The sequence below is a fragment of the Nonomuraea sp. NPDC049637 genome, assembly GCF_040675235.1.
Classification (GTDB): Bacteria; Actinomycetota; Actinomycetes; order Streptosporangiales; family Streptosporangiaceae; genus Nonomuraea.
This window is the reverse complement of the sequence record NZ_JBFAOM010000005.1, coordinates 182328-204373: the sequence shown is the minus strand read 5'-3', so window position 1 is coordinate 204373 and position 22046 is coordinate 182328. Positions and strand designations below refer to the sequence as shown.

Below are 22046 nucleotides of genomic sequence, written 5' to 3'. Positions count from 1 at the left end.
TCACGGCCTGAAGTGCCGCAGCACCTCCGGGTTGGCCATGGCGTCGGGGTTGGCCGCCTCCTCGACGGGCGTGCCGAGCAGGATCTTGCGTACCGGCACCTCCAGCTTCTTGCCGGACAACGTCCGGGGGATGCCGGGCACGACACGGATCTCGTTCGGCACGTGCCGGGGCGACAACTCCTGGCGCAGGGCCGCGCACAGCGCGCGTTCGAGCCGCTCGCCGAACTCGGCGCCCTCGGCGAGGGTGACGTAGAGCAGCAGGCTGCCCTCCTGGCCGAGCTGCCCGGTGTCGATCACGAGGCTGTCGGCGATCTCGTCGAACCGCTCCACGACCCGGTAGAACTCGCTGGTGCCCATGCGCACGCCGCCGCGGTTGAGCGTCGAGTCGGAGCGGCCGTAGATGACGCAGCTGCCGTCCTCGTTGATCTTGATCCAGTCGCCGTGCCGCCACACGCCCGGGTAGACGTCGAAGTAGCTGTCGAAGTAGCGCCGCCCGTCGGGGTCGTTCCAGAACATCACCGGCATCGAGGGCATCGGCCGGGTCAGCACCAGCTCGCCCACCTCGCCGACCACCGGCTCGCCCTTGGGGTCGTACGACTCCACCTTGGCCCCCAGCGACCGGCACGGGATGATCCCCGCCCTGATCGGGTGGAGCATCGTGGCCCCGACGAACCCGGTGCACACGTCGGTGCCGCCGGAGAACGACCCGATCGGCGTGCCGGGCAGCTCGGCGGCGACCCAGGCGAAGCCCTCGGGCGGCAGCGGCGAGCCGGTCGAGCCGATGCCGCGCAGCCGCTCCAGCCCGTCCGGATGCAGCCCGGCCTTCAGCGAGGCCATGATGTACGGCGCCCCCACCCCGAAGTACGTCACCTTCTCCGAGGCGGCGATCCGCCAGAGCGCGGCGGGCGAGGGATGCGTGGCCGAGCCGTCGTAGAGCACCGGCGTGGCCCCCACCAGCAGGGCGCCGACGAGGTAGTTCCACATCATCCAGCCCGTGGTGGTGTACCAGAAGAACACGTCGCCCTCGCCCAGGTCCTGGTGGAAGGCGAGCGACTTGAGGTGTTCCAGCAGCACGCCGCCGTGCCCGTGCACGATCGGCTTGGGCAGCCCGGTCGTGCCGCTGGAGTAGAGGATCCACAGCGGATGGCCGAACGGCACCCGTTCGAACTCCAGCGGCCCCGCCTCGGCCCGCAGCCCCTCCCAGCCGATGACCTCGCCGTGCGGCACCGAACGGGCGGGCGCGGCGGCCGGCTCGGCCTCCTGGGGGGCCTGGCCCTCGCCGGCCGCCGCCAGGTAGGGGATCCAGACCGTGGCGCGCAGCGTGGGCAGCTCGGCGGCGATCTCGTTCACGGCCTCGGAACGGTCGTAGGTCTTGCCGTTGTAGTGGTAGCCGTCGACCGCGATGAGCACCTTGGGCTCGATCTGCCTGAACCGGTCGACGATGCTCGGCACCCCGAAGTCCGGCGAGCCGGCCGACCAGACGGCGCCGAGCGAGGCCGTGGCGAGGAAGGCGATCAGGGCCTGCGGGATGTTCGGCAGGTAGCCGGCCACGCGGTCGCCCCTGGTGACGCCGAGCCTGGCCAGGCCGGCGCGGACGCGGGCCACCTCGTCGCGCAGCTCGGCGTGGGTCAGCTCCTGGCGGGCGCCGTCCTCGGAGACGAAGACCAGGGCGGTGCCCTCGGTGCGCCGCAACGCGTTCTCGGCGTAGTTGACCTCGGCGCCCGCGAACCAGGTCGCGCCCGGCATCTCCCCCGACAACACCGGCCCGTCGCCGCGCTCCCCGACGACGTCGAAGTAGTCCCAGATCGACGTCCAGAACTCCTCAGGACGGTCGACGGACCACTGCCACACCTCCTCGTAGCTCGCGCCGGACCGCCCCAGCCACTCCAGGTAGCGGGTCAGCTTGGCGGCGGACACGACCTCGCCGGTCGGTTCCCAGAGAAGCGCACCTTCAGCAACCATGTGCCCCATCCTGTCGCCCGTCAGGTGGAAAGTCATACCTGACCTCCCCCATAACTTGCTACCTCCGTAGGTGGTCCACCGCCATACGGGCGGCGGTGCCGATCACCGCGTCGGCGCGCGGCTGGATGACCGCCGTGCTGAACGAACGGGTGAACACCGCCACCGCGTACCGGCCGCCGTCGGGGTACTCGACCACGCCGACCTCGGTGCGCAGCGTCGGCAGCGAGCCGGTCTTGCCGCCGACCTCGACGTCGTCGTACGGGAAGCCCGAGGCCAGCCGGTGCGGCCACACCTGCATGTTGAGCACGCCGCGCATCCAGGAGCACGACTGCGGCGAGGCGGCCTCGTCCCGCCAGATCATGGACAGCAGGCGGGTCATCTCGCGCGGGGTGCTGCGGTTGGTGTGCGCCGGGTCGAGCGCCCGCATGCGGGAGATGTCGTCGGGATCCAGGTACGGCCACCCGTGGCCGGTGTCCAGCTCCATGGTCTCGTACAGGTCGCGGCCGCTCTGCAGCATCCGGGTGCCGTCGAGGCCGAAGGCGTCCAGCATGGCGTTGACCGCGTCCATGCCCACCCGGTCGAGCAGCACGTCGGCGGAGGTGTTGTCGCTCACCGCCATCATCAGGTACGCCAGGTCGCGCAGCGACATGGTCACGTCGTCGAGCATGGCCGACAGGCCCGTGGGCCCCGGGACCCGCCGGCCGGACGGCACCGTCGTCGGGGCCGTCGCGTCCAGCCGCCCGGCGTCGGCCTGCCGGCAGAACTCGACCAGCAGCGGCAGCTTGTACACCGACGCCAGGGGCATCGGCTCGTCGGCGCCGTGGCCGGACTCCCGCCCGGAGTCGATGTCGCAGGCGTGCAGCCAGCCCGTCACCCCGGCCATCCGGAACAGCGCAGCGTAGTCGGGCTCGCTCATGCCAGCATCCCCGGCCTCCGGCTGATCCGCCGCGCGGGCGCGGCGCCCTCGTCGGTCATCCCGGCGCTCTCCTTCAACGTGCGTACGGCGACGTCCGAGAACTCGGCGACCCAGTCATTCCGCTGGGCCGTCGCCGCGCGCCAGGCCGTGGAGACCCGGCACGCGATCGGCGAGCCTAGCAGCGGCCGCCAGGCCAGCCCGGGGACGTCCGCCCTGGGCCCGAACGCCACCGCCTGGCCGGCGAGCACCAGGCCGAGCCCGGCGCCCTGGTGCACCTGGCCGGGCACGTACCCGTGCCGGCGGCACTCGGCCAGCGTCTCGGCGTGCCAGCCCGGCTCGCCCTCCTTGGGCGGCATCAGCAGCTCGCGCCCGGCCAGGTCGGTCAGGTGCACCTCGCCGGCCGCGGCCAGCGGGTCGTCCCCGGCCAGCAGCACACCCAGCGGCTGGACGAGCACCTGGCCGAAGTCCAGGCCGGGGGCGGCGACCGGATGGCGGACGAGCCCGACGTCGATCGTGCCGCCGGCCAGGCCGGACACCTGATCGGCCGTCCAGGTCTCGACGGGGACGAGCCGTACGTCCGGATTGACCGCGCGGAAGCCCGCGACCAGGGCGGCGATCACGGAGGCGGCCAGGTCGGGCGGCACCCCGATCTTGAGCACGCCGCCGTCGCCGCGGCGGGCCAGCTCGCGCAGCCGCTCGACCCTGGAGACGATCTCACGGGACTCGCCGAGCAGCAGCCGTCCGGCCTCGGTCAGGCGTACCTGCCGGGCGGAGCGGTCGAAGAGCTGCACGCCGAGCTCCTCCTCCAGACGTTTGATGCGCTGGCTGAGCGGCGGCTGCGCCATGCCGAGGCGGATCGCGGCGTTCCCGAAGTGCAGTTCCTCCGCCACGACGACGAAGTAGCGGAGATGCCGGACCAAGTCCATGACCAGCCACTATATCCAGATTTATATCCATATGGCCGTCATATCAATATTGGACGAGGCTCCTCCCCCTCTGGTGTCCTCGGGCCATGGCATCACAAACGGGGACACTGTACGGGCGCGCCCGGCCGGAGGGGCCACGTCGCGGACAACGGCGCAGGTGGCCGCTGGTCCTGACCGTCCTGGTCGTGCTGATCGTGGCCGCGGGGGCCACGGTCTGGGTGTTGCGCACAAAGGGCTCACCCGAGCAGACGACCGACGAATACCTCTCGGCCTGGTCCGTCCAGGATTATGCGAAGATGCGCGAGCTCGTCGCCGACCCGCCCACCGACTTCGAGTCCTGGCACCGGCGTTTCCGCACCGACCTCAAGGCCGAGCAGGCCACCTTCACCCGCTCCCGCTCGACCGGCCCCTTCGCCCACGACGGCCCGGACGACGACGGCTACGTGAGCTTCGACGTCAGGCTGACCGGCCCCCGGGACTGGACGTACGGCAGCCGGCTCAAGCTGGTCGAGCGGGACGGCGCGTGGAAGGTCGCCTGGACCCCGGCGGCCATCCACCCCAAGCTCAAGAAGGGCCTCTCGCTGCGCCTGGTCGCCCGGAAGCGCGACCCCGTCAGCGTCCTGGCCGCCGACGGCACCGAGATCGGCGGCGCGGACGCCCCCGGCTCGGTGCAGCAGCTTGTCGAGGGCATCAAGCAGACCTACCCCGACCGCTTCGAGCTGGGCGGCGACTCGATCATCGGCCTCTACAAGGGCGACGAGCTGGTCGAGACGCTGGCCGAGCCGGGCGGCACCGAGCCGTTCAGCACCACGATCGACCTGAAGGTGCACGCGGCGGGGGCGGCGGCGCTGGAGGGCGTCACCAAGCCGGCCTCGCTGGTGGCGCTGCGCGCCTCGACCGGCGAGATCCTGGCCGTGGTCAACAAGCCCGGCGGCTTCAACCGGGCGCTGCTCGGCAAGTATCCGCCCGGCTCGACGTTCAAGGTCGTGACGGCCTCGGCGCTGGTCGCGGACGGGGTCGAGCCCGGCAGGACGGTCACCTGCCCGGCCGAGAAGAACATCGGCGGCTTCCCCTTCCACAACGCCGGCTTCAAGGACTACGGCACGCTCTCCTTCCAGGACGCCTTCGCGCACTCGTGCAACACGACGTTCGGCGAGATGAGCGTGGCCGAGCTGAACGGCGGCAGGCTGGCCGAGGTGGCCAGGAGCTTCGGCTTCGGCATCCCGATCAAGCCGGGCGTGCCCGCCGTGCGGGCCGAGTTCCCCGACCCCAAGGACGACACCGACCTCGCCTCGGCCTCCATCGGCCAGGGCCGGGTGCTGGCCAGCCCGCTCAACATGGCCTCCGTCGCCGCCGCCATCGCCTCGGGCGCCTGGATCCCGCCGCGGATCGTGTCCAAGGAGATGGCCTCCGACGACCGTCCGCGCCCGCTGGAGCGCGGCGTGGTGTCGGCCCTGCGCAAGCTCATGCCCGCCGTCGTCACGGACGGCACCGCCAAGGGCGCGCACTTCCCGGCGGGCACCGCGGGCAAGACCGGGACGGCCGAGTACGGCTCGGGCAAGGAGCCGCCCGCGCACTCGTGGTTCATCGGCTACAAGGGGGACGTGGCGTTCGCGGTGATCGTGGAGGGCGGCGGCGCCGGCTCGGCCGTGGCGGCCCCCGTCGCCGCCCGCTTCCTCGCCGCCCTGCCGCGAAACCCCTGAGGTCGGACGGGAGGGGCGGTCAGCCGGCCTTGCGGTCCAGCGGGGAGGTCAGGCCGGCCACCGCGGCCACCACCTCCGAGGCGTCCGACAGGTCGGGCAGCACCAGGTCGGCGCCCGCCTCGCGCAGTTCGGCGGCCGTCGACCGCCCCGAGGCGATCCCGATCATGGCGGCCCCGCCGATCCTGGCGGCCTGCACGTCGCGCGTGGAGTCGCCGATCACCACGGTGTTGGCCGCCGTGAACGGCGTGCCCAGCCGCTGCTTGGCCCTGCCCTGCGCGACCTGGAGCAGCGTCGCCTTGGGGTAGACCTCCTCGCCGTAGCCGCCGAGCTCGAAGTCGACGTACCTGTCCAGCCCGAACGCCTTGAGCTTGTGCACGGCGTTGCCCTTGATGGTGCCGGTCAGCACCGACTGCACGACGCCGTCGAGCCGGGCCACCGACTTCAGCGCGTCCTTGGCCCCCGGCATCATCCGGCCCTCCTTGGCCAGCCGGCCGCGCCGGTCGGCGAAGGCGAGGGCGAGGGCGGCCAGGAACCTGGGCAGGTGGTCGTCCTGCGCCGGGATGCCGTTGACGGCCAGCGTCTCGAAGACGATCTCGGAGTCGGGACGGCCGAGCGGCGGCACGAGCTTGACCAGCGGCCGGCCGGTCACGGCGCGGAACGCCTCGGCGTAGGCGTCCCGGGTCACGATGGCGACGTCGACCAGGGTGAGATCGACGTTCCAGAGCACAAGGCGGTTGATGGCGACCTCCTGAGGGGTTCCCGGCAAGGGTACGGCCCCGGCCCGGCCGGGAGCTGCCTCCCGGCGGATCCGGCATATCCCCCTCAGGCGTACTGGAGCGCCTGGGCGAGCGTGTCCACCACGGGCAGGCCGGTGCCCTCCAGCTCGGCCCGCGTGGTCATGCCGCCGGTGTAGAGCACCGCCCGCGCGCCGACGTGCCGCGCGGCGAGCCCGTCGTCGACGCTGTCGCCGATCACCAGGATCTCGCCGGGGTCGAGGTCGAGGGCCTGGATGTGCGCGGTCATGTGCACGGCCTTCTCGCCGCCCGTGGTGCCGACCAGCCCGTCGATCCGGGTGAAGTGCCGGGTGATGCCGAAGGACTCGACGATCGGCACGAGATGGGCGTGCGGGGCCATCGAGCACAGCGACTGGGTGCCGGCCCAGCCGCCGAGCACCACCTCGGCGTCGGGGGCCAGCCCGCAGGCGGCGCTGAGCCTGAAGTAGTGCTCGTGGAACCCGTCGTCCAGCAGCTCCCACTCCCCCTCGGCCAGCGGCCTGCCGAGCAGCCGCTCGTAGGCGACCCAGATGGGACGGGTGTAGACCGCGCGGAACCCGTCGGCGGTCAGCTCAGGCAGCGCGTACGGCTTGAACAGGGCGTTGGTGGCGCCGACGACGGCCTCGACGTCGTGGAAGAGCGTCCCGTTCCAATCCCAGATGATGTGTTTTGTCATGTCCCGGCAAGCTTATTCGACAGGGGTCACGATCCTATGAACCCAGCAGGTCCGGGATCTCCTGGGTGGCGTACCACATGAGCTCGTGGGCCTCGGCGCCGTCGACCGTGAAGCGGGCGTCGTCGTCGCCGTCGTCGGCGGCGGGCAGCGCCTCGACGGCGGCCTCGATGTCGCCGACGGCGTCGTGGTCGTCGACGTGCACCGCGGCCACCTTCGCCATCGGGACGGCCGCCGCCAGCCGCACGCGGGCCCGCTCCTCCAGGTCGACGCCGGCCGAGACCGAGCCGTCGGGCACCTCGGCGGCGACCACCACCCGCCGGGGCGCGGCGGCCACGCCGTCGGCGCGGTCGGCGGCCAGCATGCGCAGCGAGGCGCGGGCCGCCTCGGTCAGCGCGACGTACTCCAGTTCCTCGGTGTCGCCCGAGGCGTACCACTCGGTCAGCGCGGGGGTCACCGCGTAACCGGTCAGGGGGGCCGGACCCAGCTCCCCCGCCTCGACCGCGCGGGCGAGGGCGGGGAGGGTGCACGGCAGATAGACGCGCATCACGAACCTTTCCGAAATCGCAAGGGCACCATCATGCCCGTCGCAGCGTGAGCCGGAGTACGGTCTCCAGCTCTGCGAGGGTCGTGTCGGCGTCGCGGTGGTGGATGCCGGTGATGCCGAGCGCGCGGGCGGCCAGGATGTTGGCCTCGATGTCGTCGATGAACACGCACTGCTCGCCGGGCAGTCCGACCTGGTCGAGGGCGTGGCGGAAGATGCGTTCCTCGGGCTTGCGCATGCCGACCTCGCCGGAGATCACGACCGCGTCGAAGAGGCCGTCCCATTCGTGGCGGGGGTAGGTGTTCGACCAGGAGTTAGACAACAAACACGTCTTAACACCATTTTTCCGTACGTCGCGAAGCATGTCGTACATGGCGTCAACCCGTTCGAAGCCCGCGAACATGCGCTCCAGCAGCCCCTCGGCCACCGGCGGCACGCCGTCCACGGTGAGCAGCCGCGCGGCCAGGTCGCGCTCGAAGGCCGGGCCGTCGAGCTCGCCGCGTTCGAGCGCGTGCACGACGTTCTGCCCCTCGCCGCCCCGGTAGGCGTGGTCGACCAGCTCGCGCATCACCGAGCGGTAGTGGTCGGCGTCGATCCGGTCGGCCGCGAGCCACCGGGCGATGGAGTCGGTCAGGCTGGTCGTGAGCACGCCACCCCAGTCGATGAGCACCCCTGCGACCACGACCGCCTCCTCGCTCGAATCCGGTTCTAGGATAGAACCACGCGAATCGGCCTTCGCGCCTACCCCGCGGCCCGCACCTTGGCGGCCAGCCTGCGGTGCTCGGGGGAGCGCAGCACGCCGGCCGCCTGCTGCGCCGACGCGACGGGCGCCGCCGCCAGCAGGCCCCTCTTCTGCTTGAGCCTGAGCAGCCGGACCACCGACTGGTCGAGGCGGTCCTCGGAGATGCGCCCGGACTTCACCGCCGCCAGCACCGCCTGGTACGCCTTGCCCAGGTCGTACGGCATGAGCAGCAGGTCGGCCCCGGCCAGCACGGCGCGCACCGCCACCTCGCCGTCGCCGTACTTCTTGCGCACGCCCTCCATGTTGAGCGCGTCGGTGGAGATCACGCCCTTGAAGCCGAGCTTCTGCCGCAGCAGGCCGGTCAGGATGGGCTTGGACAACGTCGCCGGGTCGCCCGACGGGTCGAGCTTGGGGAAGACGATGTGGGCGCTCATCACGGCGTCGACCCCGGCGCCGACGGCGGCCCTGAACGGCGGCGCGTCGATCCTCTCCCACTGGGCCATGGTGTGCTTGATCACCGGCAGGCCGGTGTGGCTGTCGACGGAGGTGTCCCCGTGGCCCGGGAAGTGTTTGGCCGTGGCCGCCACCTTGGCGTCGCCGAAGCCCTTGACCGCCGCCGCGACCATCTTCGCCACCGCGAGCGGGTCGTCGCCGTAGGCCCGCCGGCCGATGACCGGGTTCCGCGGGTTGACGTTGACGTCGGCGACGGGCGCGAAGTCGAGGTTGACCCCGAGCGCCCGCAGCTCCTCGCCGGTCGCCCTGGCCACGGCCCTGGACATCGCCGGGTCCTTGGTGGCGCCGATCTCGGCCGCGCCCGGGAAGTCGGTCATCAGCGCGGACATGCGGGAGACCAGGCCGTTCTCCTGGTCGGTGCCGACCAGCAGCGGCACCTTCTTCGACGCCTCCTGCAGGCCGTTGGTGAGCTGGACGACCTGGGCGGTGGACTTGACGTTCGCCGGGAAGAGGATCACGCCGCCCAGGTGGTAGCGGGCGATCACCTTGGCCGGGGTCTGGGCGCCGTAGCGGGCCTGGTTCTCGCCGGAGACGGTGTCGGCGGCCGTGCCGTACAGGACGGGCATGAACAGCTGGCCGACCTTCTCCTCCAGCGTCATCCGCCGCAGGGCGCGCAGCACCGGGTCGGCCTCGGCCTGGGGCGGGCTCTGTGGGGTCGTGCCGGCGGTGGGGGTGGCGGGGGTGGCGGGGGCGGCCCCGTCGCCCGCCGGGGCCGCGCTCGCCGGGGCGCCACCGCCGCCGCCGCACGCGGTCAGCGCCAACACCAGGAGCCCTGCCGGGCCGATCCGTCTGAACATGCCTTCCAAGGTATCCATGCCGCGGCCCGGACGAGTCCGGCGACCCGAAAACGGGCCGTTCACAGCCCCAGCGCCGCGAGCCCCGGCAGGTGGGTGCGCGCCACCGCGCGCGCGTTCGCCGCCGTGACCTGGGCCCGCGCGTTGCGCGCCGCCATCCCGCACTGCTCCAGCGTGTGCGCGGCCAGCGCCGCCCGTACGGCCCCCAGCGCCGCCGCCCCCATCGACAGCGTGGTCGCGCCCAGCCCGACCAGCACGCACGCCAGAGCCGGGTCGGCGGCCGCCTCACCGCAGATGCCCACCGGCTTGCCGTGGCCGCAGGACATGGCGATCAGGTCGAGCAGCGCCGGCTGCCACGGGTCCTGGAGCCCGCTCACCGTGCCGAGCTGGCGGTCGGCGGCGAAGGCGTACTGGGCCAGGTCGTTGGTGCCGATCGAGACGAAGTCCACCACCCCGGCGAGCTGCCCGGCCCGCAGCGCCGCCGACGGGATCTCGATCATGACGCCCACCTTGGACAACCCGCGCGCCCGGCAGGCGTCGGCGAACCACCTGGCCTCCTCGGCCGTGGCCACCATGGGCGCCATCACCAGCAGCTCGGCCGGCGCGTCCTCGGCCGCCGCCGCCAGCGCGCGCAACTGCGCGTCCATCACCTCGGGGAAGCGCCTGAACAGGCGCAGCCCGCGCTCCCCCAGCGCCGGGTTCGGCTCGGCGGGGGCGGGCAGGAACCGCAGCGGCTTGTCGGCGCCCGCGTCGAGCGTGCGCACGACCACGGTGGCGCCCGGCGCGGCCTCCAGCGCCGCCCGGTAGACCCGCTGCTGCTCCTCGGCGGCGGGGGCCTCGGCCCGGTCGAGGAAGAGGAACTCGGTCCGGTAGAGCCCGACGCCCTCCGCCCCGGCGGCCAGCGCCGCCGCCAGCTCGTCGGGGCCGGCGACGTTGGCCAGCAGCGGCACCGCGTGCCCGTCGGCGGTCCGGCCCGGCCCCCTGGCCGCGCCGATCGCCGCCTGCTGCTGCGCCGCCGCGTCCCGCGCCCCGGCCACGTGGTCGTCGGACGGCTCCAGGCTCACCTCGCCCGTCGTGCCGTCCACCAGGACGGGGACGCCGGCGGGGATACCGGTCGCCCCCGGGCAGGCGACCACGGCGGGCACGCCCATCGCGCGGGCCATGATCGCGGTGTGGCTCGTGGGGCCGCCCTGCTCGGTGACGAACCCGGCCACGTCCCGCCTGGACAGCAGGGCCGTGTCGGCGGGCGCCAGGTCGGTCGCGACCAGCACGTACGGCACCTCGGGGGCGACCGGCAGCCCCGGCATCGGGTGCCCGGTCAGCTGGGCGATCACCCGGTCCCTGATGTCGTCGAGGTCGGCGGCCCGCTCGCCCAGGTAACCGCCGGCCCCGCTGAGCACGTCCCGGTACTTCGTGAACGCCTCGAAGACCGCCCGGGGAGCGGCGAGGCCCCGGTCGATGAGGGTCCTGACCTTCACCACCAGACCGGGGTCCTCGGCCATCAGCGCCTGGGCCTTGAGGATCTCCTCGGCCTCGCCGCCCGCCTGGTTGCCGCGGGCCTCAAGCTCGCCCGCGACCTGTGAGAGCGCGGCCGAGGCCCGCTCCTTCTCCTGCTCCGCCTCACCGGTGTAGGTGCTGCCCTCGGGGGGTTCGGGCACAGAGGCGGTCAGAACGTACGCGGGGCCGTGCCCGATTCCCGGGCTGACCCCAACCCCCCGCAGGTTCATGGCGCTCCGGCGATCGTGGCCAGTTCGTCCAGGATCTCCTCGGAGCCGTCGCCCTCCGCCGTGATCACGACGGTCTCGCCCTGCCGGACGTCGAGCGCCATGATGGCGAGGATGCTCTTGCCGTTGACCGGGGCCCCGCCGCCGCTGGCCTTGGCGACGCTGATGTCCATCGGGGCCAGCTGGGCCCGTTTCACGAACGTCGCCGCGGGACGGGCGTGCAGACCCACCTCCGCCGCGACCGTGACCTTGCGCTCACCCATGAGCCTCTCCTTCTGTACCCGGTCCAGACCAGCTGGACCCTTGCGTGAATGGCGGCCGGCCGCTCGCGGTCGGGCCGGGCGCCGGCGTGGCTGGGGGCACGCCCATTGTGACGTCTTCTGCCGGTACGACCGTGCCGACGAGGCGCCGTACGCCGGTCTCGGGGACCGCGCCGACGGTCTCTACGTCCATGTGAACAGCTCGTCCCCCACGTGCACCGCCCCCTGGACGATGCCGGCCACCGACTCCGGAAGGGCGTCCAGCGCCACGACGGGGCAGACCGGGGACCGTCCGCCGGCCTCGACGACGGACGGGTCCCACGCCACCACGGGCTGCCCCGCGCTGACCCTGTCGCCCTCGGCCGCCAGCAGCTGGAACCCCTTCCCCTTGAGCTGGACCGTGTCGATGCCCAGGTGCACCAGCACGCCCCTGCCGTCGTCCCCCACGATGACGTAGGCATGCGGATGCAGTTTCATAATTTTTCCCGCTATGGGGGCTACGGCCTTGCCGGGCCCCCGCAGCGGGTCGATCGCCGTTCCCGGTCCCACCATGCCCGCGGAGAAGACCGGATCGGGCACGGCGGCCAACCCCACAGCCGCCCCCTCGACCGGGGCGAGAACAGTCGTCATGGTCTCGCCCTTAGCCGATGATGTCCTCGATGTCGCTGGCGATCGTGTCCGCCTCGGGCCCCACGACGACCTGGACCACGTTCCCCGCGGCCATCACGCCGTGCGCCCCCGCCGCCCGCAGGGCGGCCTGGTCGACCTTGGACGCGTCGTGCACCTCGGTGCGCAACCGGGTGATGCAGGGCTCGATCTCGATGATGTTGTCGGCACCGCCGAGACCGGCGATGATCGCATTCACATCCGCCGCCATCCGGTCCTCCCTCGTTCCAACTCCGTGACCAGGCTAAACGAGGCGCCCCGCTCAGTCCGTCTGCGTGACCTTGTTGAGCCCGCGCGGCGAGTCGGGGTCGATGCCGAGGCGCCGGGCCAGCGCTTCGGTGAGGAGCTGACCGGGGATGATCAGGCCCATCGGCGCCACCCATTCGGGCAGGTCGGGGCCGTTCAGCGCGGCCGTGCCGGCCTGCGCGAGCGCGTCGCCGCCGCCGATCGTGTACGCCGCCGCGCCCGCCGCCACGACCCGCTCGGCCAGGGCCACCGTGCCGGACAGCGTGGGGCTGTTCTCGGCGGCCACCAGCAGCGCCGGGGTGTCGGCGTCGACCACGGCGATCGGGCCGTGCAGCAGGTCGGCGTAGGACAGGCCCATGGCGTGCAGGTAGCAGGCCTCCTTGAGCTTGAGCGCGGTCTCCAGGGCCGTGGAGAAGGCCAGCCCGCGTCCGGACACGACCACGCCCGGCTTGTCCAGCAGCCCCTCGACGACCGCGTCCAGGTCGCCCGGCTCGGCGATCAGCTTCTCGACCGCGTCGGGCACCCGCCGCAGGTCCTCGGCGTCCACGTCGGCGCCCAGGCCCAGCGCGAGCACGGCCAGCGCGGCGAGCTGCGTGGTGTAGGTCTTGGTCGCCGGGACGGCCTTCTCCTCGCCGGCCAGCGTGCACAGCGCGACGTCGGCCGCCTGGGCGAGCGGGCTGTCCTCGCCGCCGTTGGTGATGCCGACCGTCTTCGCGCCGCAGTCCTTGGCCCAGGCCAGGGTCTCGACGATCTCCTCCGTACGGCCCGACTGGGAGATCGCGACGGCCAGCACGCCGTCGAGGTCGAGCTTGCGCCGGTAGGTCGTCGCGATGGACGGCGCCGCCAGCGCGCCCATCCGGCCCGCGTGGGACTCGACCAGGTAGCGGCCGTAGACTGCGGCGTTGTCGGAGGTTCCACGCGCGATGAACAGCAGCTGGCGAGTCTGCTCGCCCACCGCCTTCACCTCGCCCACCCTGGGGAGCAGGGCGTCGAGCGTGGCCCGCAGCGCCTCCGGCTGCTCGGCGATCTCACTGCGCATCTTGGTGGTCATCCTGAGCTCATCCCTCGATTCAATACGGTGTCGGACTTGACCGTCTTTCGCGACATGTGGTCTAGTCCGGACTAGACCAGTACGAACCATAGCCCATGGCCACCAAACACGAAATCTGCCCATAGACTGCCGCACCACCAGATCCAGATTTCTGCCGATCGAGGGGAGGATCCGTGGCGCACATCGATCCGGATAGCCCGGTGCCCAAGTACTTCCAGCTTCGCGAGATCCTGCTGGACCTCATTGACAGCGACGAGCTCAGCATCGGCGCGGCCATCCCGTCCGAGCGCGAGCTCTGCCAGCGGTTCGGCCTGTCCAGGATGACCGTACGGCAGGCCGTCGACCACCTGGTCTCCGAGGGCCGCCTGCACCGCGTGCCGGGCAAGGGCACGTTCGTGGCCAGGCCCAAGATCGAGCTGGCGTTGCAGCTCACGTCGTTCACCGACGACATGAGGGCGCGCGGGATGATCCCGGGCTCGCGCGACCTCGACCGCCGCATCGTGCGGGCCAGCGCTCACCTGGCCAAGGAGCTGGGGATCCAGCCGGGTGAGGAAGTGCACTTCATCGAACGCCTGCGTACGGCCGACGGCGAGCCGCTGTCCATCGAACGGGCACACATCCCGGTCAAGCTCGCCCCCGACCTGGCCGACGACGACCTGTCGGACAAATCACTGTACGAGCTGCTGGAGAGCCGCTACGGGCTGGTCATGGACGCCGGCGAGCTCACCATCGACGGCGGCATCGCCGACCCGAGCGACGCCGACCTGCTGAAGCTGCCGCGCGGCGGCGCCGTGCTGCTGCTCCAGCGCAGGTCCTTCTCCGGCGGCGTCTGCGCGGAGCTCGGCGTGTCCACCTACCGCGCTGACCGCTACCAGCTGCGGACCATCCTCGAAATGCCCGTTAGACGGGGCTAGGGCCACTCCGCCGGGCCCGGACGGCCTGCCCGGCGGACACCTGACTCCCACCCCCCGGAGGAACGCCCGGTGAACGAGACCACCGCCGCCGCCCGGCCTTCGCCGTTCGCACGCGTGATGAACGTGCTCCAGCGGCTGGGCCGCTCGCTCATGCTGCCCATCGCGGCCCTGCCCGCGGCCGCGCTGCTCTTCCGGTTCGGACAGCCCGACATGCTGGGCTCCAACGGCCCCGCCCCCGGCGGCCTGGCCGACGTGCCCGGGTTCGCGTGGATGAGCCAGGTCGCCGAGGTGCTGGCCGCGGCCGGGGACGCGCTGTTCCAGAACCTGCCGCTGCTGTTCGCGGTGGGCGTGGCCATCGGCTTCGCCCGCAAGGCCGACGGCACCACGGCGCTGGCGGCCGTCGTCGGCTACCTGGTGTTCGACCGGGTGACCAAGGTGATGTTCTTCGGCTCCGACATCCGCGACACCGTGGCCATCCGCCAGGTCCAGGACCAGGGCATCAAAGAGGTCATCAACTACGGCATGCAGAACCCCACCAAGGTGCTCGGCGGCATCGTGATGGGCCTGGTCACCGCGCTGCTGTGGCAGCGCTTCCACCGCATCAAGCTGCCGCCGTGGCTGGCCTTCTTCGGCGGACGCCGGTTCGTGCCGATCATCACCTCCATCGTCGCGCTGCTCCTCGGCGTGCTGTTCGGCTGGCTCTGGCCGGTCCTCGGCGAGTGGATCCGGCACGCCGGCGAGGCCCTGGCCGCCATCGGCCCGATCGGCACCGGCATCTACGGCCTGATCAACCGCCTGCTCATCCCGCTCGGCCTGCACCACTTCGTGAACTCGGTCGTCTGGTACGTCGTGCCGCAGTGCGAGGTGGGCGGTCACGTGCTGGGCGGCGACTGGAACTGCTACTTCGGCGGCGCCCCGCACTCCGGCCAGTTCATGGCCGGCTTCTTCCCCGTCATGATGTTCGCCCTGCCGGCCGCCGCCCTGGCCATGTGGCGGGCCGCGCCCCCGCACCGCCGGGCCACGGTGGGCGGCATCATGCTCTCGGCCGGGCTGGCCTCGTTCGTCACCGGCATCACCGAGCCGATCGAGTTCGCGTTCATCTTCGTCGCGCCCGCGCTGCTGGTCGCGCACGCCGTCCTGACCGGCCTGGCGATGGCGCTCACCACGCTCATCGGCGGGCAGCTCGGCTTCGGCTTCTCCGCGGGCCTGCTGGACATGCTGCTGAACGTCAGCAAGTCCAACACCCAGAACGTGCCCGGCATCCTGCTGCTCGGCCTGATCTACGGCGTCGTGTACTACGTCGTGTTCACCTTCCTCATCCGCAGGTTCGACATCATGACGCCGGGCCGGGAACCCGAGCCCGACCTCGACTCCGGCGAGACCTAGCGCCCGTTTTCCGCCACGCCCGCCGTGGTAGGAACCTGGCATTCCCCCGCTGACGGACCACCGAGCGGGGGTGAGGACCATGGGCGCGTCGCCCTGGTCGGCCACGTTCGCGGTGTTGCAGCGCATCGGCCGCTCGCTCATGATGCCCATCGCCGTGCTGCCCGCCGCCGGCCTGCTCTTCCGCTTCGGCCAGGACGACCTGCTCGGCAAGGACGGCCTCGGCGGCCTCCTGCCGTGGATGCTGCCCGTCGCCAACGTCCTGGCCGCGGCCGGCGGCGCCCTGTTCGACAACCTGCCCGTCCTGTTCGCGATCGGCGTCGCGATCGGCTTCGCGCGCAAGTCGGACGGCTCCACCGCGCTCGCCGCCCTGGTCGGCTACCTGGTGTTCGACCGCGTCAGCCGCACGCTCTTCTACGACGCGGGCCACGGCGCGGTCTACGACAAGGTCGTCGTCACCACCCCGCAGGGGCCGATGCTCAATCTGGGGGCCCAGAACCCCACCGGCGTGCTCGGCGGCATCGTCATCGGCATCACCGCGGCGCTGCTCTGGCAGCGCTTCTACCGGCTGAAACCGCCCCCGTGGCTGGCCTTCTTCGGCGGCCGCCGCTCGGTCCCGATCATCACCGCCGTCGCCGCCCTGCTGCTCGGCGTCGTGTTCGGGCTGGCCTGGCGGCCGGTGGGCGACTGGCTGTCCGGCGTCGGCGACTGGCTCTCGGCCCACGGCACCACGGGCACCGGCATCTACGGCGTGGCCAACCGGCTGCTGATCCCCGTCGGCCTGCACCACTTCCTCAACACCATCGTCTGGTTCACCCTGCCCGAGTGCCACGCCGGCGTGCACGGCGCCACCCGGGACGCCGCCGGCGACCTGAACTGCTACTTCGCCGGCGAGCAGGGCGCCGGCATCTTCATGACCGGCTTCTTCCCCGTCATGATGTTCGGGCTGCTCGGGGCCGCCATCGCCATGTGGCGGGCGGCCCCGCCGGAACGCCGCAAGTCCGTGGGCGGCATCATGTTGTCGGCGGGGCTGACGGCATTCATCACCGGCATAACCGAGCCGCTGGAATTCGCCTTCATTTTCGTCGCGCCGGTGCTTTTCGTGGTGCACGCCCTGCTGACCGGGCTGTCGATGGCCCTCATGGCGGAATTGGGCGCGCGGCTCGGCTTCACCTTCTCCGGCGGGGCCATAGACATGCTGCTGAACGCCAGCAAATCGAACACCCATCGGCTCGGCCTGATCATCGGCTTCGGGCTGCTGTATTTCGTTCTCTATTATCTGATCTTCGCGTTCCTGATCCGCCGTCTGAACATCCCCACCCCCGGCCACGAACCCCCCGCGACGCCGGCTCCCTAGCCGCCCCCCGCGAACGACGAAGCCCCCGTCCCCCTGCTCGCGCAGGGGGACGGGGGCCCGCTCAGGCTCGCCTCAGCGTGTCAGACGGCGTTCTTCGGGTCGCCGTGGCAGCGCTTGTACTTCTTGCCCGACCCGCAGGGGCAGGGCGCGTTGCGCTCGACGTTCCCGTACGCGGCCCGCTCGGCCGACGTGGTGCGCACCCGCGTGTGCTCGACGTCGCCCTGCTCGCCGGGGGCGGAGTATTCGAGCTCGGCCGGGCGCTGCGGCGCGCGCAGGGCGGTGGAGATGATCGACCGCGTCTCGGTGACCGCGGCGTCCTCCTCCTCGACGATCGGGTTCTCCTGCACCTCGACCTCGAGGTTGAACAGGAAGCCGACGGAGTCCTCCTTGATGCCCTCCAGCATCGCGGAGAACATCTCGAAGCCCTCGCGCTGGTACTCGATCTGCGGGTCCTTCTGCGCGTAGGCCCGCATGCCGATGCCCTCGCGCAGGTAGTCCATCTCGTAGAGGTGCTCGCGCCACTTGCGGTCGAGCACCGACAGGATGACCTGGCGCTCGAAGTTGCGCGTGGCCTCCGCCCCGAGCTGCTCCTCGCGCCTGGCGTACGCCTCCAGGGCGTCGGCCTTGATCTTCTCGGAGATGAACTCGGCGGTCAGCTCCTCGCGGCCGCCGGCCTCCTCGACGAGGTTGTCGATCGTGACCGTGACGGGGTAGAGGTCGCCGAACGCCTTCCACAGCCGGTCGAGGTCCCACTCCTCGGCGAAGCCCTCGGAGGTGGCGCCCGCGACGTAGCCGTCGATCACGTCGCCGATGAAGCCGCGCACCTGCTCGTGCAGGTCGGCGCCCTCCAGCACGCGGCGGCGCTCGGAGTAGATCACCTTGCGCTGCCGGTTCATGACCTCGTCGTACTTCAGAACTTCCTTGCGGATCTCGAAGTTCTGCTGCTCGACCTGGTGCTGGGCGGAGGCGATGGCCTTGGAGACGATGCCCGACTCGATCGGCTGGTCGTCGGGGATGCTCAGCCGGTTCATGATCATCTCGACCCTGGCCGCGTTGAACAGGCGCATGAGGTCGTCGCCGAGCGAGAGGTAGAAACGCGACTCGCCGGGGTCGCCCTGACGGCCGGAACGGCCGCGGAGCTGGTTGTCGATGCGGCGCGACTCGTGGCGCTCGGTGCCCAGCACGTAGAGGCCGCCGAGCTTGGTGACCTCGTCGTGCTCGGCCTTGACGGCCGCCCTGGCCTTCTCCAGCGCCTCGGGGTAGGCCTTCTCGTACTCCTCCGGCGTCTCGACCGGGTCGAGGCCGCGCTGGCGCAGCTCGAGGTCGGCGCGGAACTCGGAGTTGCCGCCGAGCATGATGTCGGTGCCTCGACCGGCCATGTTCGTGGCGACGGTGACGGCGCCCTTGCGGCCCGCCTCGGCGACGATCGCCGCCTCACGCGCGTGGTTCTTGGCGTTGAGCACCTCGTGCGCCACGCCCCGGCGCTTGAGCGCCTTGGACAGCCGCTCGGACTTCTCCACCGAGGTGGTGCCGACGAGGACCGGCTGCCCGGCCTCGTGACGCTCCTTGATGTCCTCGACCACCGCGTTGAACTTGGCGTCCTCGGTCTTGTAGACCACGTCGGGCTGGTCCTTGCGGACCATCGGCCGGTTGGTCGGGATCGGGACGACGCCCAGCTTGTACGTCTGGTGGAACTCGTTGGCCTCGGTGACCGCCGTACCGGTCATGCCGGACAGCTTGGTGTAGAGGCGGAAGTAGTTCTGGAGGGTGACCGTGGCGAGAGTCTGGTTCTCGTCCTTGATCTTCACGCCCTCTTTGGCCTCGATGGCCTGGTGCATACCCTCGTTGTAGCGCCGGCCGTGCAGCACGCGGCCGGTGAACTCGTCGACGATGAGCACCTCGCCGTCGGCGACGATGTAGTCCTTGTCCTTCTTGAACAGCTCTTTCGCCTTGAGCGCGTTGTTCAGGAAGCCGACCAGGTGGGTGTGCTCGGGCTTGTAGAGGTTGTCGATGCCGAGCCAGTCCTCGACCTTCTCGACGCCGGCCTCCAGGACGCCGACCGTGCGCTTCTTCTCGTCGACGATGTAGTCGCCGGTGCTCTCCTCGCCCGGGTTCTTCGCCTCGACGCCCTTGCGCAGCCGGGGAACGATCTTGGCGAACTCGCTGTACCACTTGCCCGACTGCTCGCCGGGGCCGGAGATGATCAGCGGCGTGCGGGCCTCGTCGATGAGGATCGAGTCGACCTCGTCGACGATGGCGTAGTGGTGGCCGCGCTGGACGCACTCCTCCAGCGACCACGCCATGTTGTCGCGGAGGTAGTCGAAGCCGAACTCGTTGTTGGTGCCGTACGTGATGTCCGCTTGGTACTGCTTGCGCCGCTCGTCCGGCGCCTGGCCGGAGAGGATCATGCCGACTTCCATGCCCAGGAACCGGTAGACGCGGCCCATGTTCTCGGCGCCGACCTTGACCAGGTAGTCGTTGACGGTGATGACGTGGACGCCGTTGCCCGCCAGCGCGTTGAGATAAGCCGGCAGCGTACAGGTCAGGGTCTTGCCCTCACCCGTCTTCATTTCGGAGATGTTGCCCATGTGCAGGTTGGCCCCGCCCATGATCTGCACGTCGAAGTGCCGCTGGCCGAGCACGCGGCGGGCCGCCTCGCGCACGGTCGCGAACGCCTCGGGAAGCAGATCGTCGAGGCTCTCGCCGTCGGCGTAGCGCTGCTTGAACTCGTCGGTCAGCGCGCGCAACTCCGCGTCGGACAGGCTCGTGAAGTCGTCCTCGATGGAGTTGACCTGATCGGCGATCCGCTTGAGCTTGCGCAGAGTCTTGCCTTCGCCGGCACGTAGGATCTTGTCGAGAATGGCTGCCACTTTATGTAAAGCTCCTCGCAGGTCTACCCCGGCGGCGCCGCCAGGAGGAGAGGCCGAGACAAACTTCCCCGGTTGCCATCGTAGGCGGTTCCGCAACCAGACACAGCCACCGTGACGACGAGGGCGCCGGACACGTCTGGGAGAATGGGGCCAAGGCAGAGGGTATGCCGGTTGAGCGCCGGTTCGCACCAATAGCGGGATATCCGGCAAAGGAAGGATTAGTCATGGTTGAGGGGAAGAAGTCCGAGCACACGGAGAATCTCGGCAGCCACGGCGGGCGCGCCTCCTCGTGGCTGGCCGTGACTGTCATGGTGGTGGGCACCATCGTGGCCGGCTTCGGGCTGACTGCCGACAACTGGACGCTGGTCTGGGTCGGCGCCGGCATGTTCGTCGTCGGCGGCATCCTCGCCCTCGTCTTCGACATCTTCACGGACGTGGTGATCGACGCGCCGCGCGTCGGCATGCGCGCCGAAGACCACCGCTGACCCACCCGGCACACGGCGGGCCCCGACGGACCGGGCGCCCGCCGTTCCCATGCCCGGCCCCCTCCCGGACTCTTTGTTCTCGGCATCCACTTCCCCAACCCCGGTACATCGGCGTGTCGCCCCTCGCCCGGCCGGCCCTCCCGGTCCGGGGCGGTCCGGGGCGGACCGGGGGCGGACCGGGGGCGGGCCGATTCTGTCGGTGGGCGCCGCTAAATTCCTCCCATGGATAGCCCTACCGTCCCCCAAAGCCACCCGGGGTTCGCCGCATGACGAACGTGACCGACCTGACCGCCGACGAGGCGCGCCGGGTCATCCTGCGCGCCCAGGGGCTCGTCGGCGCCGACGCGCGCAAGGGCGGGGTGCGCGGCATGCTGCGCCGGCTCGGCGCCGTGCAGCTCGACACGATCTCCGTGCTGGCCCGCTCCCACGAGCTGGTCGCCTACGCGCGCCTGGGCGCGGTGGGCAGGCCCGCGGTCGAGCGCGCCTACTGGCACGATCCCGCCCAGAGCTTCGAGTACTGGTGTCACGCCGCCTGCATCCTGCCCATCGAGCACTGGCCGCTCTACGCCTTCCGGCGCCGCGCCTACCGCGACCGGCGCTACCGCTGGCACGAGGTGCCCGACAGCGTCGACAAGCTGTTGCAGCAGGTGCGCGACTCCGGCCCGCTCACCACGTCCGACGTCGGCGGCGCCAAGAACGGCGGCCCGTGGTGGGACTGGTCCGACTCCAAGATCGGGCTGGAGTGGCTGCTCGACATCGGTGAGATCACCTGCGTGCGCCGCGTCGGATGGCGTCGCGTCTACGACCTGACCGAGCGCGTCGTGCCCGCCGACCTGCTGGCCGACGACCTGCCCGACGAGGAGTGCGTCGTCCTGCTGGCCGCCATCGCGGGCCGGTCTCTCGGGGTGGCCAACCGCACCGACCTGCTCGACTTCCTGCGGCTCAAGGGCAAGTACGCGGCGATGCTCGACCAGGCGCTGCTCAGCGGCGCCGCCGGGCTGGTGCCGGTCAAGGTGGCGGGCTGGCCGGCCAAGAAGGGCCAGGCCAACGCGTGGGCCGATCCGCAGGCGCTGGAGTCCGAGCCGCGCGGCCGCCACCGCACGACGCTGCTGTCGCCGTTCGACTCCCTGATCTGGCACCGCGGCCGCACCGAGCGCGTCTTCGGCTTCAAGTACCAGCTTGAGCTCTACGTGCCCAAGGAGAAGCGCGTCCACGGCTACTTCACGATGCCGGTGCTGGCCGGGGGCCGCCTGATCGGCCGGGTCGACCCGGCTCGCGAGGGCACCACGCTGGTCGCCCGTCAGGTGCACCTGGAGCCCGGCCTGTCCCCGGCCAAGTGGGCCGACGCCCTGCGCGACGCCCTGTGGTCGGCCGCCGACTGGGTGGGCTGCGACGCCGTCCGCGTCGAACGCACCGACCCTCCGGAGCTCGCCCAGCTCCTGACCGGGCCCCGGCCGTAGCTCGGGCCGGGCGGCGGGCCGGCGTCACGGCCGCGCCCGCCGCGCCCGCCACGGCCGGAGAAGGGAACCGGGGACGAGCGACGG

20 protein-coding genes are annotated in these 22046 nt (G+C 71.5%); 6 read left to right on the top strand and 14 right to left on the bottom strand.

Annotation, left to right across the window (positions count from 1 at the left end; genetic code table 11):
• From AB0J71_RS09610 to AB0J71_RS09600, 3 genes are read right to left on the bottom strand one after another with little or no spacing between them, the layout of a single operon-like run.
• The gene (locus AB0J71_RS09610; protein ID WP_364413580.1) at nt 1–1962 is read right to left on the bottom strand and encodes an acetoacetate--CoA ligase; all 1962 of its coding nucleotides are present in this window, start codon (nt 1960–1962) and stop codon (nt 1–3) included.
• Between the two features lie 58 nt (nt 1963–2020).
• Entirely contained in the window at nt 2021–2878 is an 858-nt protein-coding gene (locus AB0J71_RS09605) for a serine hydrolase (protein ID WP_364413578.1), read from the bottom strand.
• Nucleotides 2875–3804, bottom strand: a complete 930-nt coding sequence (locus AB0J71_RS09600) for a LysR substrate-binding domain-containing protein (protein WP_352321692.1) — start codon at nt 3802–3804, stop codon at nt 2875–2877. Before AB0J71_RS09600 ends, AB0J71_RS09605 begins: the two co-directional genes overlap by 4 nt.
• Before the next feature lie 86 nt (nt 3805–3890).
• Here AB0J71_RS09600 and AB0J71_RS09595 point away from each other — a divergent pair, with 86 nt between their 5' ends.
• The gene (locus AB0J71_RS09595; protein ID WP_364413576.1) at nt 3891–5507 is read left to right on the top strand and encodes a penicillin-binding transpeptidase domain-containing protein; all 1617 of its coding nucleotides are present in this window, start codon (nt 3891–3893) and stop codon (nt 5505–5507) included.
• Nucleotides 5508–5526: 19 nt separating this feature from the next.
• Here the strand turns inward: AB0J71_RS09595 and AB0J71_RS09590 are convergent, their stop codons facing one another.
• The 10 genes from AB0J71_RS09590 to AB0J71_RS09545 form a co-directional block, all read right to left on the bottom strand.
• Nucleotides 5527–6234 carry a haloacid dehalogenase-like hydrolase gene (locus AB0J71_RS09590; protein WP_364413574.1) on the bottom strand — a complete coding sequence of 236 codons (708 nt, stop codon included), beginning with the start codon at nt 6232–6234 and terminating at the stop codon, nt 5527–5529.
• 95 nt (nt 6235–6329) lie between these two features.
• Nucleotides 6330–6956 (bottom strand): HAD hydrolase-like protein, encoded by a 627-nt coding sequence (locus AB0J71_RS09585; protein WP_352321686.1) that lies wholly within the window; start codon nt 6954–6956, stop codon nt 6330–6332.
• Nucleotides 6957–6990: 34 nt separating this feature from the next.
• Entirely contained in the window at nt 6991–7500 is a 510-nt protein-coding gene (locus tag AB0J71_RS09580) for a hypothetical protein (RefSeq protein WP_352321684.1), read from the bottom strand.
• 31 nt (nt 7501–7531) lie between these two features.
• Entirely contained in the window at nt 7532–8179 is a 648-nt protein-coding gene (locus AB0J71_RS09575; protein ID WP_352321683.1) for an HAD family phosphatase, read from the bottom strand.
• 59 nt (nt 8180–8238) lie between these two features.
• Nucleotides 8239–9549: a glycoside hydrolase family 3 protein gene (locus AB0J71_RS09570; protein WP_364413572.1), complete on the bottom strand. Its 1311-nt coding sequence runs from the start codon at nt 9547–9549 to the stop codon at nt 8239–8241.
• 59 nt (nt 9550–9608) lie between these two features.
• Nucleotides 9609–11273 (bottom strand): phosphoenolpyruvate--protein phosphotransferase, encoded by a 1665-nt coding sequence (ptsP, locus tag AB0J71_RS09565; RefSeq protein WP_352321679.1) that lies wholly within the window; start codon nt 11271–11273, stop codon nt 9609–9611.
• Nucleotides 11270–11533 (bottom strand): HPr family phosphocarrier protein, encoded by a 264-nt coding sequence (locus AB0J71_RS09560; protein WP_352321677.1) that lies wholly within the window; start codon nt 11531–11533, stop codon nt 11270–11272. Before AB0J71_RS09560 ends, ptsP begins: the two co-directional genes overlap by 4 nt.
• A 180-nt stretch (nt 11534–11713) precedes the next feature.
• Nucleotides 11714–12160, bottom strand: a complete 447-nt coding sequence (locus tag AB0J71_RS09555) for a PTS glucose transporter subunit IIA (protein ID WP_352321675.1) — start codon at nt 12158–12160, stop codon at nt 11714–11716.
• 10 nt (nt 12161–12170) lie between these two features.
• Entirely contained in the window at nt 12171–12407 is a 237-nt protein-coding gene (locus tag AB0J71_RS09550) for a PTS glucose/sucrose transporter subunit IIB (protein ID WP_125632338.1), read from the bottom strand.
• Between the two features lie 51 nt (nt 12408–12458).
• Nucleotides 12459–13493 carry an SIS domain-containing protein gene (locus AB0J71_RS09545; RefSeq protein ID WP_352321673.1) on the bottom strand — a complete coding sequence of 345 codons (1035 nt, stop codon included), beginning with the start codon at nt 13491–13493 and terminating at the stop codon, nt 12459–12461.
• Nucleotides 13494–13666: 173 nt separating this feature from the next.
• Between AB0J71_RS09545 and AB0J71_RS09540 the strand changes: the two genes are divergently transcribed.
• The 3 genes from AB0J71_RS09540 (at nt 13667) to AB0J71_RS09530 (ending at nt 17147) form a co-directional block, all read left to right on the top strand.
• The gene (locus AB0J71_RS09540; RefSeq protein WP_352321671.1) at nt 13667–14407 is read left to right on the top strand and encodes a GntR family transcriptional regulator; all 741 of its coding nucleotides are present in this window, start codon (nt 13667–13669) and stop codon (nt 14405–14407) included.
• A 69-nt stretch (nt 14408–14476) separates the two neighbouring features.
• Complete coding sequence (locus tag AB0J71_RS09535; RefSeq protein WP_352321669.1) at nt 14477–15793, top strand: PTS transporter subunit EIIC; 1317 nt, start codon at nt 14477–14479, stop codon at nt 15791–15793.
• 79 nt (nt 15794–15872) lie between these two features.
• Nucleotides 15873–17147, top strand: a complete 1275-nt coding sequence (locus tag AB0J71_RS09530) for a PTS transporter subunit EIIC (protein ID WP_364413570.1) — start codon at nt 15873–15875, stop codon at nt 17145–17147.
• A gap of 80 nt (nt 17148–17227) precedes the next feature.
• Here the strand turns inward: AB0J71_RS09530 and secA are convergent, their stop codons facing one another.
• Nucleotides 17228–20017, bottom strand: a complete 2790-nt coding sequence (gene secA, locus AB0J71_RS09525; protein ID WP_352326266.1) for a preprotein translocase subunit SecA — start codon at nt 20015–20017, stop codon at nt 17228–17230.
• 224 nt (nt 20018–20241) lie between these two features.
• Between secA and AB0J71_RS09520 the strand changes: the two genes are divergently transcribed.
• Both AB0J71_RS09520 and AB0J71_RS09515 read left to right on the top strand, forming a co-directional pair.
• Complete coding sequence (locus tag AB0J71_RS09520) at nt 20242–20502, top strand: HGxxPAAW family protein (RefSeq protein WP_352326267.1); 261 nt, start codon at nt 20242–20244, stop codon at nt 20500–20502.
• Between the two features lie 266 nt (nt 20503–20768).
• On the top strand, nt 20769–21962 hold the full coding sequence (locus AB0J71_RS09515) for a crosslink repair DNA glycosylase YcaQ family protein (RefSeq protein ID WP_352326268.1): 1194 nt from the start codon (nt 20769–20771) through the stop codon (nt 21960–21962).
• Nucleotides 21963–22046 lie beyond the last annotated feature (84 nt).